Annotated in this window: 10 protein-coding genes and 1 tRNA gene; 7 read left to right on the top strand and 4 right to left on the bottom strand. The window is 45.0% G+C overall.

Translation table 11 applies throughout. From position 1 onward, the window contains the following. Nucleotides 1-6 precede the first annotated feature (6 nt). The 3 genes from ACPYIV_RS11230 (at nucleotide 7) to ACPYIV_RS11220 (ending at nucleotide 3,980) form a co-directional block, all read left to right on the top strand. The gene (locus ACPYIV_RS11230; protein WP_425883033.1) at nucleotides 7-798 is read left to right on the top strand and encodes a porin family protein; all 792 of its coding nucleotides are present in this window, start codon (nucleotides 7-9) and stop codon (nucleotides 796-798) included. 121 nt (nucleotides 799-919) lie between these two features. Next, nucleotides 920-2,272, top strand: coding sequence for a Gfo/Idh/MocA family protein (locus ACPYIV_RS11225; RefSeq protein ID WP_293731771.1), 1,353 nt, complete (start codon nucleotides 920-922; stop codon nucleotides 2,270-2,272). A gap of 133 nt (nucleotides 2,273-2,405) precedes the next feature. Next, the gene (locus tag ACPYIV_RS11220) at nucleotides 2,406-3,980 is read left to right on the top strand and encodes a sulfatase family protein (protein ID WP_293731772.1); all 1,575 of its coding nucleotides are present in this window, start codon (nucleotides 2,406-2,408) and stop codon (nucleotides 3,978-3,980) included. A gap of 64 nt (nucleotides 3,981-4,044) precedes the next feature. On the opposite strand, the gene ACPYIV_RS11215 is transcribed toward ACPYIV_RS11220, so the two are convergent. After that, a tRNA-Ala gene (locus ACPYIV_RS11215) sits at nucleotides 4,045-4,118 on the bottom strand. A gap of 83 nt (nucleotides 4,119-4,201) precedes the next feature. On the opposite strand from ACPYIV_RS11215, the gene ACPYIV_RS11210 reads away from it, so the two are divergent. The 3 genes from ACPYIV_RS11210 to ACPYIV_RS11200 all read left to right on the top strand — a co-directional run bounded on the left by ACPYIV_RS11210 (nucleotide 4,202) and on the right by ACPYIV_RS11200 (nucleotide 6,575). Continuing rightward, nucleotides 4,202-4,516 (top strand): DUF4286 family protein, encoded by a 315-nt coding sequence (locus tag ACPYIV_RS11210; protein WP_293731773.1) that lies wholly within the window; start codon nucleotides 4,202-4,204, stop codon nucleotides 4,514-4,516. Further along, nucleotides 4,513-5,070 carry a crossover junction endodeoxyribonuclease RuvC gene (ruvC, locus tag ACPYIV_RS11205; protein ID WP_293731774.1) on the top strand — a complete coding sequence of 186 codons (558 nt, stop codon included), beginning with the start codon at nucleotides 4,513-4,515 and terminating at the stop codon, nucleotides 5,068-5,070. Before ACPYIV_RS11210 ends, ruvC begins: the two co-directional genes overlap by 4 nt. 146 nt (nucleotides 5,071-5,216) lie before the next feature. After that, entirely contained in the window at nucleotides 5,217-6,575 is a 1,359-nt protein-coding gene (locus ACPYIV_RS11200; RefSeq protein WP_425883030.1) for a transposase, read from the top strand. 197 nt (nucleotides 6,576-6,772) lie between these two features. Here ACPYIV_RS11200 and ACPYIV_RS11195 read toward each other — a convergent pair whose 3' ends face one another. The 3 genes from ACPYIV_RS11195 to gdhA form a co-directional block, all read right to left on the bottom strand. Next, on the bottom strand, nucleotides 6,773-7,537 hold the full coding sequence (locus ACPYIV_RS11195; RefSeq protein WP_425883028.1) for a DUF6599 family protein: 765 nt from the start codon (nucleotides 7,535-7,537) through the stop codon (nucleotides 6,773-6,775). Then, nucleotides 7,534-8,688 carry a DUF362 domain-containing protein gene (locus ACPYIV_RS11190; protein WP_425883026.1) on the bottom strand — a complete coding sequence of 385 codons (1,155 nt, stop codon included), beginning with the start codon at nucleotides 8,686-8,688 and terminating at the stop codon, nucleotides 7,534-7,536. Before ACPYIV_RS11190 ends, ACPYIV_RS11195 begins: the two co-directional genes overlap by 4 nt. A 169-nt stretch (nucleotides 8,689-8,857) precedes the next feature. Continuing rightward, a complete protein-coding gene (gdhA, locus tag ACPYIV_RS11185; protein WP_293739227.1) occupies nucleotides 8,858-10,192 on the bottom strand; it encodes an NADP-specific glutamate dehydrogenase in 1,335 nt (444 codons plus the stop codon). A gap of 256 nt (nucleotides 10,193-10,448) precedes the next feature. On the opposite strand from gdhA, the gene ACPYIV_RS11180 reads away from it, so the two are divergent. Continuing rightward, complete coding sequence (locus ACPYIV_RS11180; protein WP_303023737.1) at nucleotides 10,449-13,235, top strand: DEAD/DEAH box helicase; 2,787 nt, start codon at nucleotides 10,449-10,451, stop codon at nucleotides 13,233-13,235. Nucleotides 13,236-13,238: the final 3 nt, after the last annotated feature.

The raw sequence follows: 13,238 nt of genomic DNA, 5'->3' as shown, positions 1-13,238 counted from the left end.
AGCGAAATGAAGAAAAAAAGTATAGCGATCTATATCTGTATGCTGGTCTTGTCACTGGCGACAGTTCCTGCTTTTGGACAGGCGGACAGGAATCAAGGGATTATTAAGTCTGCGTTGCTCGGCTTGGAATATGAGGTAAAGGCCGGTTTTAATATCGGCGGTACGGCTCCGTTGCCTTTACCTGTTGAGATTCGGGAAATAACCGGTTATAATCCGACTATGGCGGTAGCAATAGAAGGAAATGTAACCAAATGGTTTGATCTGGAACGGAAATGGGGGATGCGGATCGGGGTTCGTCTCGATAATAAAGGTATGAAAACAGATGCGCTTGTAAAGAATTACGGCATGGAGATTATTGGTGACGGTGGTGAGATCGTCAAGGGAAACTGGACGGGGCATGTAAAGACAAATGTCAAGAACACCTATCTTTCTTTTCCGGTTCTGGCCACTCACCAGTTCAATTCACGTTTCAGCATGAATCTGGGACCCTATTTTGCTTATATGTTGGAAGGTGATTTTTCCGGGAATGTCTATGACGGTTATCTGCGTGAGAATGATCCGACCGGAGAAAAGGTTGTTTTTGAAGATGGTAAAAGTGCCTTATATGATTTCTCTAAAAATATCCGTAAGTTTCAATGGGGTGCACAGTTAGGCGCTGAATGGCGTGCTTTCAAGCATTTGAATGTCTGCGCTGATCTGACTTGGGGCTTAAATGATATTTTCCATAAAAATTTCAAGACGATTACTTTTGCCATGTATCCGATCTACCTGAATGTAGGTTTCGGGTACGCCTTCTAAGACAAACGTATTTTTATATATTGTTATAAAACGACATCTTTTCCATAACAATTCGTTATTTCGATATATAATTGATATATTTGTCCGAATAATTTTTTAGTCCAATATATTTTGAATTACCATGAAAGAAAACATTAAGAAAGGGGTAACCCGTCGGGAGTTTCTCGGCCTTTCCGCACTTGGATTGGCAAGTTTGACTATCCTGCCCAGCTGGGCTGTAAATGGTGTGCGTATCGCACCGAGTGATCGTGTCGTTTTGGGATTTGTCGGATTAGGGCAACAAGGTTTGTCCGACTTCAAGAGTTTTTCTACTTGTCCGGGTGTGCAGGTCGCAGCATGTTGCGACGTGGATTCCTTGAAGCGGGAACGCTTCAAACGCCGTGTCGAAGCCTGGCAGAAATCCCAGAACGTAGCTCCCCGTTGTGATATGTATGAATTCTATGAAGATTTGCTGGATCGTAAGGATATCGACGTGATCGAAGTGGCAACACCTGACCACTGGCATGCCCTGGTTGCTATCCATGCTTGCCAGAGTGGTAAGGATGTCTATTGCCAGAAACCGCTGGCCTATACGATTACGGAAGGTTTGGCTGTCGCCCGTGCCGTGCGCGATAATAACCGCGTGTTCCAGATCGGTAGCCAGCAACGTTCGAGCAAGGAGTTTCAGGATGCAATCGCATTGGTTCGCGCCGGTAAGATCGGCCATATCGAAAAGATCTATGCCCGTGTCGGCGAACCGCCTACGCCGTTGAACCTTCCGGAAATGGATGTTCCCGGTAATCTGAATTTCAATCAGTGGATGGGACCGTTGAACGATCCGAAAATCCATTATCATCCCGATCTTTGTCCTCCTATCTCGCTCGATCCCGAACAGAACGAGAAGTTGTGGGGTGCATGGCGTTGGTATCAGGAAACCGGAAACGGATATACGGCCGACTGGGGTGCTCATATGTTCGATATTGCGCAGGCTGCAATCGGTATGGACGGATCCGGTCCGGTAGAGTTCATCCCGAAAGGATATGAAGGCACAGAGTATGCGACGATGAAATATGCCAATGGCATCGTGATGACCGAACAGCCTTACCGTGAGGACAATGCCAACGCGCAAGGCATCAAGTTTATCGGCGATAAGGGTTGGTTGAAAGTGGCTCGCGGTTATATCGAATGCTCCGATCCTTCCTTGTTACCGAAAGAGGAAAAGAAAGTTGGGAAGGGAGAATATGAAGTAAGTTCTCCGCACATGCAGAATTTTGTCGATTGCGTTCGTTCTCGCAAGAATCCGATTGCTCCGGTTGAAGTGGGTTGTAGCACGAATACGCTTTGTTGCTTGCAGAATATCGCACGTGAACTGGGTCGTCCTGTTCATTGGAATCCCGCAACTTTGAGCTTCGATGGAGATAAAGAGGCCGAATCACATCGCCTGTACTGGTACGAATACAGAAATCCGTACAAATTACCGTATTGTAATAAATAAGAAAGATAAGAGGTAAAGATAGAGTCCCGGAAGTAAGTTTCGGGACTTTTTTATATATTTTTTAGTCTGAATAGTGATTATTCCGTTCGCTCTGTTTAATTTTGCCAAATCCAGACAAAAAACATAATGTATCATGAAAACTAATCAACTATTTCTTTTGACAGGTTTGGCTACTGTAGCTCTTCCTGCCTGTGTCCAGAAAGACAAAAAAGAGGTGCCGGAGAAACCTATGAACATTCTCTACATCATGTGTGACGATCATTCTTATCAGACTATCAGTGCCTACGATCAACGTTTTATCGAAACTCCGAACATTGACCGGATTGCCAATGAAGGTGTTCGATTTACGAACAGTTTTGTCGCCAACTCTTTGAGTGGTCCCAGCCGTGCTTGTCTCCTGACCGGCAAGCATAGTCACAAGAATGGTTTTACCGACAATACGAAACGTTTCGATGGTAGCCAGCAGACTTTTCCTAAATTGCTTAAGCAGGCCGGCTACCAGACGGCTATTGTAGGGAAGTGGCACCTGACTTCCGATCCTACCGGCTTTGATTACTGGAATATCCTGACCGGACAGGGGGATTATTATAATCCCTATTTCATTGATAACGGAGAGAAGAAACAGATCGAAGGCTATGCCACGAACATCACGACAGACCTGGCTTTGGACTGGCTGGACAACAAGCGCGATAAAAACAAACCTTTCTGCCTCTTGCTCCATCACAAAGCCCCCCATCGTACCTGGATGCCGGACACTTGCGACCTGGATCTGTATGAAGATGTCGTTTATCCGGTCCCCGAAACGTTCTACGACAAGTATGAAGGACGTATTGCCGCATCCGAGCAGGAGATGAGTATCATCAAGGATATGGACCTTGTCTATGACTTGAAGATGGCGGATAAGGAAAATGAAATCCATACGACGACCGGCCTTGAGAAAAGCGGCCGTAGCTTGTATAATCGGATGACTCCGGCTCAGAAAGCGGCCTGGGACAAACATTATGATCCGATCATTAAGAAATTTAAGGAACAGAAGTTGACGGGAAAGGCATTGGCCGAATGGAAATACCAGCAGTATATGCACGATTATATGCGGGTGATCCATTCTGTAGACCGCAATGTGGGCCGTGTGTTGGACTATATGAAGAAAAATGGTTTGTTGGAGAATACTATTATCGTTTATACTTCCGATCAGGGTTTCTATATGGGTGAACATGGCTGGTTCGACAAACGTTTCATGTATGAGGAATCGTTCCGTACGCCGATGCTGGTTCGTTTCCCCGGTGGTGTTAAAGGCGATATCCCCGAAATGGTTCAGAATATCGATCATGCCGCGACTTTCCTGCAGTTGGCAGGTGTCCCTGTTCCCGAAGATATTCAGGGCGACTCCTATTTGCCTTTGTTGAAAGGTGAAAAGCCGAAAGACTGGCGCACTTCATTGTATTACCATTATTACGAATATCCGGCGGAACATGCAGTGAAACGTCATTACGGTGTTCGTACCGACCGTTATAAACTGATGCACTTTTATAACGATATCGACGTTTGGGAACTCTATGACTTGCAAAGCGATCCGATGGAGATGCATAACATCTATAATGAACCGGGCAACGAAGCCTTGATCGACAGCCTGAAAACCGAACTGCACAAATTGCAGAAACAGTACGACGATCCGATCGAAACGGAGCTGGCAAATGCAAAAAAATAAGATAGATAGAAATAAAAAAGGCATTCATTTCTGAATGCCTTTTTTATTTACTTGCCGTAAGATGTGGAGAATATCGGACTCGAACCGATCACCTACAGACTGCCAGTCTGTCGCTCTAGCCAGATGAGCTAATCCCCCGTAGAACTTATTTTCAAGTGCAAAGATAGTGCTTTTCCTGATATATACACTATCTTTGTCATAGATTTTTTATAGAAAATAAGATGATTGTTTATAATACGACGTTCCATATAGAAAAAGATATTCTGGATGAAAGCTTGGAATATTTGAAAAAACAGTATATCCCGAAAGCCGTGGAAAGTGGTTTCCTGCAGCGTCCATGCCTGCGACGCGTGATGCAGGCAGAGGCGGGAGAGGGTGTCAGTTTTTCTGTTCAGTTTCATGTCAAGAATGTCGATACGTTGAATTTCTGGTTACAGAATGAAGGAAACAACCTTCACCGGGCACTGGTTGCCCGCTTCGGCCATAAGATAGCCGGCTTTAGTACTTTACTGGAAGAGATAGACTGGGAGAAATGACGAAAGACCGTGTCATATTGGGCATTGACCCCGGAACGATTGTGATGGGGTACGGAGTGTTGAAGATTGAAGGAAATAAACCTAAACTGGAAGCTATGGGCATACTCCAATTAAATAAATACGAGGATCATTATTTGCGGCTCCGTAAGATTTTTGAGCGTGTTTTGGGACTGATCGACCAGTATCATCCTGATGAATTGGCCATTGAAGCCCCCTTTTTCGGAAAGAACGTACAGAGTATGTTGAAGCTGGGACGTGCACAGGGAGTCGCTATGGCTGCCGCGCTCGAGCGGGATATCCCGATATTCGAATATGCCCCGCTAAAGATCAAGATGTCTATTACCGGAAATGGAAATGCGGCAAAAGAACAAGTGGCCGGGATGCTACAGCGTTATCTGCATATTCCTGAAGCATCCATGTTACCGCAATTGGATGCGACAGACGGATTGGCCGCTGCCGTTTGCCATTATTTCCAGACGAATAATCCGATACAGGAAAAGAAATATACGGGCTGGAAGGATTTTATTGCGAAAAATCCGGGTAAAGTCCGCTAATTAGGGATATTCAGTAAATCCTATAAAATTAGCCAACTAATTCATACTAAAAGTATTGCGAATTAGTTGGCTTTTTTGTATCTTTAGGTATTCCCCCGTAAAATACGGTTTGACGGCCAAAACGGGGGAAATATCCACACTAAGATATGGCGAAGATACAAAATATTTCAGAAATTCACCCTACTTTAGGGTTTACAGAATTCGATATTCTGGAAAAATATCGTAAGAGTTTTCATGCGAGTGAACTTGGCAGTCTTCATTCCGTGTTTCCGTTCGAGAGCATAGCCAAAGAGATAGGCCTTTCACAATCCCGCTTGGGTCGCAGGAACAGTTTCAGTCCTTCCTCGAAGATAGCCCTTATGGTACTGAAGGCTTACACCGGATTCTCTGACAGGTTATTGGTAGAACATCTTAACGGAAACATACACTATCAGTTGTTCTGTGGTATCATGATAGACCCGTCCTGCCCTATAACGAACTACAAGATAATCAGTGCTGTCCGTAATGAGATAGCATCCCGTCTTGACATCGACTCCCTTCAGAAAATCCTTGCCTCACACTGGAAGCCTTATCTTGAGAACCTTCACGTATGCATGACCGATGCCACATGCTATGAAAGTCATATGCGTTTCCCTACGGACATGAAGCTCCTTTGGGAAAGCATCGAATGGCTCTACCGGCATATCCGCATACATTGTGGGCAACTCGGCATAAGGCGTCCCCGTAACAAATATGCGGATGTTGCAGTATCCTATCTATCCTATTGCAAGAAAAGAAAGAGGAAGGCTTCAAGGACAAGGATGCTGAGGCGTCGCATGATCAGACTCCTGGAAAAACTCATCATACAACGGGATGACATTCACAGAGAATACGGCTCTTCACTCACATATACACAGGATTATCAGAAGCGGCTTTCCATCATCAGAAAGGTCCTTGTACAGGAAAAGGAACTCTTTGAAGGCAGGAAGGTCAGTGACCGTATTGTCAGTATTGACCGTCATTACGTACGCCCTATCGTAAGGGGCAAGGAGGTAAAATCTGTAGAGTTCGGCGCAAAGGTTAATAACATACAGATAGACGGGATCTCGTTCATCGAGCACGTCTCTTTCAAGGCATTCAATGAGGGCATACGCTTGAAGGATTGTATCCGTATGCATCAGAAGTTGATGAATGTAAGGGTCAGGTGTGTGGCCGCCGATTCCATATACGCCAATAATGCCAACAGGAAGTTCTGTACAAAATATGGGATATCAACCTCCTTTGTACGCAAGGGAAGGGTCGCGAAGGATGAGCGGGTGAGGAAGGTTCTCAGGAGTGAACTCTCAAGGGAAAGAGCCACCAGGCTTGAAGGCAGTTTCGGTACGCAAAAACAGCATTACTCGCTATCGAAAGTCAAAGCACGGAACAGGAAAACAGAAATCCTGTGGATTTTCTTTGGAATACATACGGCAAACGCCATATTGATGATTGATAAAATCAAAAACAGACAGAAGAGAGCTGCATAGCATAAGTATAAAGAATCTATTAGAAGAAGTCCCAGGCTTCTTCCGGAACATCGTGCCCGAAAGGAGAAGATTTTAGGTCAGAGAGAAAGAATAGATAATAAAAATGGCATATGAGATGATATGAACAAAGCATCTTCATATGCCATTTTATGTTTTTAAAGACATTTACTGAATGTCCCTAATTAGTGTTTGGTACTTCAAAATCCGAATCCTCCGTGATCATCCTGTTCAGTTTCTTTTTCGAAGCCTTTTATGAATAGGTAAGTCTCACCAGTCTTGAGAATGTCCGGAGCCGGAACTTTCTTTTTGAGTATTTCGATTTCTTTCGGATCGGTAACCTCTATCAGAGCCCGGTACCCTTTCACAGGTTTGTCGGCAATGAACCAGACTCCTGAATAAGAGATACCTTCCAGCAAGTTGGCAAGAGACGTGCTTACTCCCGATACGGAAATGGGGCCTCGCAGCAGTTTTAACTTCCCTGAATAGGGAAAGGCTAAATCGAGGGCTTCCGGTATCCGGGGGGGCTCTTTTTCTTCTATCGGTACATATAGGCGGATCAACTCGTCCACTTTGCTTTTGGCGGCAGCGGAACCGGAGGGGAATACGACAGATATATATTTGTTTCCTGCTACAGCCTGCAACTGATAAGGAGCCAAGCAATCAATGCAACCAAGCGTATCTGCCCGGCTACATTTGAAGACATGCAGGGAGTAAATGCCGAAAGCATCTTCCGGCGTCGGCATTTCGTAGATATCGACCGTATATTCGTTTCCTTTATAAACGATGTCCCGTGTAGTCAGTTTGCTGACGCCATATTCCAGAAACTGATCTGCTCCTCCATTCATAAAACCGTACAGTCCAGTACCGGTAAAGATGCGTTCCCGTTTGATCTCCGGGGCTTGTCCCCAAACAGTAAGAGGAATAAGGAGGGCAAACAGGACCTCTGTCAGATATTTATTCATGCTTCCAGATTTATTTCTTTGAGTTCTATTTTATTTATGTCGGCTACCCCCAGTTGCAGTTCCTGGGCTGTCTCCATATAAGCGCGGGCACCGGCTTTCTCACTGTCTTGCAGGCCTTCTTCAATCCGTTTGGCAAGGACAATGTCATAGCAGATACGGTCGGTTGCGACAGGATCGGTTCCCACGACAAGCGTATTGTAATGACAGATAAACTGTGGGTTTGCAGCGGGACCTCCGTCAAAACAGCCGGTCAGACCGTCGGCAATGTTGAGTACGACTTTATCCCGCAAAGGAGGAAAAGCGCAGGTGTAGGCGCAAGTATCGTGCCACATGAGGCCGTGAAGCCGTGCCGTATTCGTTATGGAGCCGAAAGCCAGATTCTTCATGCAAACAGTAATGGTTGTACCGGCATTTTTTATGACCGGGACATTGATGATCTTGGTTACCATTTCCGTGCATATCCGGGTAAAGTAGGAATGTTTGCCCCCGTTTATCATATAAGGCATGGTGTAAGCATCATATTCGCCTTCCAAGTCGACGAAGAATGACTGGGATTTGTCGATCCGGCTTTCTCCGTAGAATTTCCCTTCCTTATCGATATAACTGCCGTTTTCATCCTGATATTCCGTGCCGATTATTTTGATCTCCGGATAATTTTCTTCGGTAAAACCGGATTCTTTCAGGTCGGCTTCGCGCCTGTCCCAAATGATCAGGTTTTTTCGTGGAATACCCGCTTCTTCCAATTGCTTGATGATCGATTGGGTTACGGCGTGTGAAGTGGAAAGCAGCTTTCCTGCAATCGGATTTACCTTTAGTCCGATGATATCCTGTGGGCCAACCAGTTCGAGCCATGCATCGCGAAGGTTCGATTTTTCGGTCAGGTTCAGCATGGAGGTTTTCAACATTTCATAGGCAGCGGCTTCCGAAGGCTGAGCGTCTACGATGCAAGCCGGATGATTGGTCTTGACCACCTTACCGGGATATTTGCCAGGCATGGAATGATTTGTCCGGGGAATAGCCGTAGCCTCGTCTATATTGGTTGCAGGTTTCTGTTTCGCCGGATCCTGCCGGGGAACTGCTTTTACGATTGGAGAAAGGGCGGCCGACATACTTCCCAACGCGATAGAACGGAAAAAATTTCTTCTTTGCATGGCATTATTCATTTGAAGTTAATTTTCATGGTGTTATCTCAGATATCACACAAGGCAAATGTACTAATTAATAGTGGAAAAACAAAAAAGGATGCTTGTGATTACAAGCATCCCCCTTTTCATAGACACACTTCTCTATGTATGGTAATACAACAAATACATATCGATCTTATACGATACCCTGTGCCATCATCGCCTTGGCTACTTTCATGAAGCCGGCAATGTTTGCACCTTTCACGTAGTTGATATATTTACCGTCTTTTCCGTGTTCGACACATTGCTGATGGATGTCACTCATGATCTGATGAAGTTTGGCATCGACTTCGGTTGCCGTCCAGGAAATATGCATGGCGTTCTGAGTCATTTCCAGACCGGAAGTTGCTACACCGCCGGCATTAACAGCCTTGCCCGGAGCAAAGAGTTGTTTGTGCTCGATGAACAGATCGACGGCTTCGGCCGTACATCCCATATTGGAAACTTCGGCTACGCATAATGTCTTGTTCTCGATCAGCTTGCGTGCATCGTCTGCATCCAACTCGTTCTGAGTGGCACAAGGCAGCGCGATATCCACTTTCTGTTCCCAGGGTTTCTTGCCGGGGTAGAAGGTTGCACCGGGAAATTCTTCGGCATAAGGAGCTACGATGTCATTACCGGAGTTACGCAGTTCCAGCATATAATCGATCTTTTCGCCGGAAATTCCGTCCGGATCATAGATGTAACCGTCCGGGCCGGAGATTGTAACGACCTTTGCGCCCAGTTCGGTCGCTTTTGTGGCAGCACCCCAGGCGACGTTTCCGAAACCGGAGATAGCGACGGTCTTACCTTTAATATCTATACCATGCGTTTCCAACATCTGGTGAACGAAGTAAAGAGCACCGAAACCGGTCGCTTCGGGACGGAGGATAGAGCCGCCGAATTCCATACCTTTACCTGTGAACGTACCGGTATTTTCTCGAGCCAGCTTCTTATACATGCCATACATATAACCTACTTCACGTCCGCCAACACCGATATCGCCTGCCGGAACATCGCGATCCGGTCCGAGGTTACGCCATAATTCGAGGATGAAAGCCTGGCAGAAGCGCATGATTTCCGCATCACTTTTGCCGCGTGGAGCGAAATCGGAACCGCCTTTGCCACCGCCCATCGGTAATGTTGTCAATGCATTTTTGAAAGTCTGTTCGAATCCCAAGAACTTCAGGATGGACAGGTTAACGGAGGGATGGAAGCGAATACCGCCTTTGTACGGGCCTATCGCATTATTGAATTGTACACGATATCCTAAATTAACTTGTATTTCCCCTTTGTCGTCTACCCAAGGCACACGGAAGGTGAAAATACGTTCCGGTTCAACCAATCGTTCGATGATTTTAGCTTTCTCGAATTCGGGATGCTGGTTGTACACTTCTTCAATTGAAAGAAGAACTTCTTTTACTGCTTGCAAATACTCCTTTTCGCCCGGATGTTTTGCTTCCAGTGCTGATAAGATGACTTCTGTCTTCATAGTATATAATTTCTTTTTAAGATAACATTCTGTTTGCAAATGTAGGGAATAACCTGGGTTGACCAAATATTTTGCTTACTTTTTGATAGTTCTTTTTATGTTTTTGAACAATGTTCTTTAATCTGTACTTGTAAATATATTAGGAATGAAGCAGAGTGGAGATAGCGTATGAAAATAGAGTTTTATTTTTGTTTATCGGAAAGTAGGGGCATAGTGATTGTTGGTTGTATCTTTGTGGCTGTAAACAAAGAAATATATGAATAAAGACGTAGACGATTTTTTACCTTTGTTGAAAAAGCCAATAAACTGTTCACGGGTTAAAACAGAAATTGTGGAAGATATTTATTTTTGTCTGGGACATGACGAAAGAGGAGCTTTTGTTTCTGTCGTGGATAAGGATATGAAAGAGATACAGGTAGATTACCATAGTTACAGTGGTGATATATTTAATGTCTTGCGCAGTTTGGACACTATCAGCCAAAAGGACTATTTACAGTTCCAATGGAATGGCATCCCTTCACGTATATATTTAGGTGAGCATAGCTACTTGCTTTATCAACTGATCCGTTGTCATAATTTGCGGAATGTGAAGGGACAGGCGCTTTGTCTGGCTTCTTTAGTAGCCAAGCCGTGTCTGTATATCCATAAAGTGGATAATGGACTTATGTCTGTCTTTGTTTTACAGGCAGATGAAACAGATTTCAACGATTTTCATTTCCTGTCGGATTCTTTTGTACTGGCGGGAACAACGATTTATCCTGTCGAATCGGTAGGCGAGAATTATATGCAGTTGCGCTTTTTTGAATCTGTCTTCAAGGAAGATATGTTGGAAACTTATTTTTCCATATTGTTCTCCTATTTGCAAAATATCGATGTCGTGTATGACGATTACGAGGTGGAATATTCCGAAACGGAAATACAGACATCTCCTATGCTCGTTTTCGAGAAAGTAGATGAGGACAAAGCTTTGTATCTTCATGTTACCTACACACTTGCCGGAACGGATATGCTTGTCGCCGAACGGTTCGACCTGATTTGGAAGGCTTCGGTCGGTGTGGACCGCAAGATACTTCTTAAACGTATTATCAGACAGCCTTTGGAATCCTCCGCAGATCGTTTGCATAAAATGATTTTGCAGTATGCTCCGGATAAACAGACGAAGAAAGACGTTTATAGGGAAGGTAATTTCTTTATCGTGCCGGAGGCCGCTGCTGGTCCGTTCCTTTTGCATGCGCTTCCTTCGTTGTTGAAGGATTTTGTTTTGCTGGGTGCTGAGAATCTGTGCGAATATAAAGTGAAGTTTGTACGTCCGAAGTTGAACGTGTCTTTCTCTTCGGGTGTCGATTTTCTGGAAGGCGAGGCAACTCTGGACTTCGGGGAAGAGACGGTTTCGTTGCAACAGGTGATGTCCCAATTTCGTAAACAGCGATATGTGGTGCTCTCTGATGGTAACCGGGCTATTTTTGATGAGGGATATATGCGCCGTCTGGAACGTATTTTTAATCGAAACAAGAATGCAAAGAGAGTGACAGTCTCTTTTTTCGACCTGCCCGAAATGGAAGAACTTCTGAATGAAAGGTTGGAGGGCGAGGCATTTGTGCGGCATCGGCGTGTGTATGAAGGATTTAATAATTTGTCGGCTTTGAAACTGAAGCTCCCTTCGTTGAATGCAGAGTTGCGGCCATACCAGTATGAAGGGGTCAAATGGATTAAGTATTTGTATGAAAACAAACTGGGTGGATGCCTGGCTGATGACATGGGGTTGGGAAAAACGCTACAGACCATTGCTATGTTAGCGAGCATTTACCCGAAGATAAAGAAACCGACTTTATTGGTGATGCCCCGCAGCCTATTGTTTAACTGGCAGTGTGAGATCGAACGGTTTGCTCCTCAACTATCTGTCTATACTTATTATGGTAATATGAGGAATCTGCCGGAAGCCATGAAGTCCCAGCTTGTATTGACCTCTTATGCGATGGTGCGAAACGATGTGGAACAACTTTGCAAAGAGCGGTTTCATTATGTCATCCTTGATGAATCGCAGAATATTAAAAACATAAATTCGCAGACAACACAGGCTATCCTGCTACTGCAGGCTGAACACCGGCTTGCGTTGAGCGGTACGCCCATAGAAAATAATCTGACAGAGCTTTATTCACTGTTCCGTTTCCTAAATCCGGCCATGTTCGATTCGCTGGAAGAGTTCAATAGGAGATATACTTATCCGATCCAGAAAGATAATGACAAAGAGGTGATGATGAGCCTTCGTAAGAAGATATATCCGTTTATGCTGAGGCGGTTGAAGAAGGATGTGCTGACGGAACTTCCCGACCGTATCGAGCAGACACTGTTTGTTGAGATGACGAAAGAGCAGGCCGATTTCTACGAGCAGCGAAGGTCTTATTATTATCAGCAAGTGAAGCAGACCATCGCCGAAGAAGGAATACAAAAGTCACAGTTTGTCATGTTCCAGGCGTTGAATGAATTGCGCCGCATAGCATCGGTCCCGGAGAGCCTGAGCGATGGACGTATTACGTCCGCCAAACTCGAAGTATTGTCGGAAGCCGTTTCAGAAGCTGTTTTGAACGGACATAAGGTCGTTATCTTCTTTAATTATATTGCCGGCATCGAGCTGGTGGGTGAATTGTTGGACAATGCGGGTATCGATTTTGTGAGTATGACCGGTTCTACGCGCGACCGGCAGAGCTTGGTGAAACGTTTTCAGACCGATCCACACTGCAAAGTGTTCCTGATGACATTGAAGACGGGGGGTGTCGGTTTGAATTTGACGGCAGCCGATACCGTTTTTCTTTTCGAGCCTTGGTGGAATAAAGCGGCTGAAGAACAGGCTGTGAATCGCTTGCACCGGATTGGACAGACCAGCAAGGTGTTAAGCTATTCTATGATTACCATGAAGAGCATAGAGGAAAAGATCTGTCTTTTGCAACAGAAAAAGGCAGATTTATTGGCCGGATTGATTGGCAACGATGCTTCTTCGGTCAAAAGTTTGTCTGAAGAGGATATTGATTATATTTTAGGCTAAAGA

This window comes from Parabacteroides vesiculifaciens (assembly GCF_049860805.1).
Taxonomy (GTDB): domain Bacteria; phylum Bacteroidota; class Bacteroidia; order Bacteroidales; family Tannerellaceae; genus Parabacteroides.
This window is presented reverse-complemented; position numbering and strand designations above follow the sequence as displayed.

Bases quoted from the DNA above. Each gene is read 5' to 3' on its own strand.
- gdhA (WP_293739227.1), bottom strand. From the start codon at position 10,192: ATGAAGACAGAAGTCATCTTATCAGCACTGGAAGCAAAACATCCGGGC.
- ACPYIV_RS11230 (WP_425883033.1), top strand. From the start codon at position 7: ATGAAGAAAAAAAGTATAGCGATCTATATCTGTATGCTGGTCTTGTCA.
- ACPYIV_RS11195 (WP_425883028.1), bottom strand. From the start codon at position 7,537: ATGAATAAATATCTGACAGAGGTCCTGTTTGCCCTCCTTATTCCTCTT.
- ruvC (WP_293731774.1), top strand. From the start codon at position 4,513: ATGACGAAAGACCGTGTCATATTGGGCATTGACCCCGGAACGATTGTG.
- ACPYIV_RS11225 (WP_293731771.1), top strand. From the start codon at position 920: ATGAAAGAAAACATTAAGAAAGGGGTAACCCGTCGGGAGTTTCTCGGC.
- ACPYIV_RS11200 (WP_425883030.1), top strand. From the start codon at position 5,217: ATGGCGAAGATACAAAATATTTCAGAAATTCACCCTACTTTAGGGTTT.
- ACPYIV_RS11180 (WP_303023737.1), top strand. From the start codon at position 10,449: ATGAATAAAGACGTAGACGATTTTTTACCTTTGTTGAAAAAGCCAATA.
- ACPYIV_RS11220 (WP_293731772.1), top strand. From the start codon at position 2,406: ATGAAAACTAATCAACTATTTCTTTTGACAGGTTTGGCTACTGTAGCT.
- ACPYIV_RS11210 (WP_293731773.1), top strand. From the start codon at position 4,202: ATGATTGTTTATAATACGACGTTCCATATAGAAAAAGATATTCTGGAT.
- ACPYIV_RS11190 (WP_425883026.1), bottom strand. From the start codon at position 8,688: ATGCAAAGAAGAAATTTTTTCCGTTCTATCGCGTTGGGAAGTATGTCG.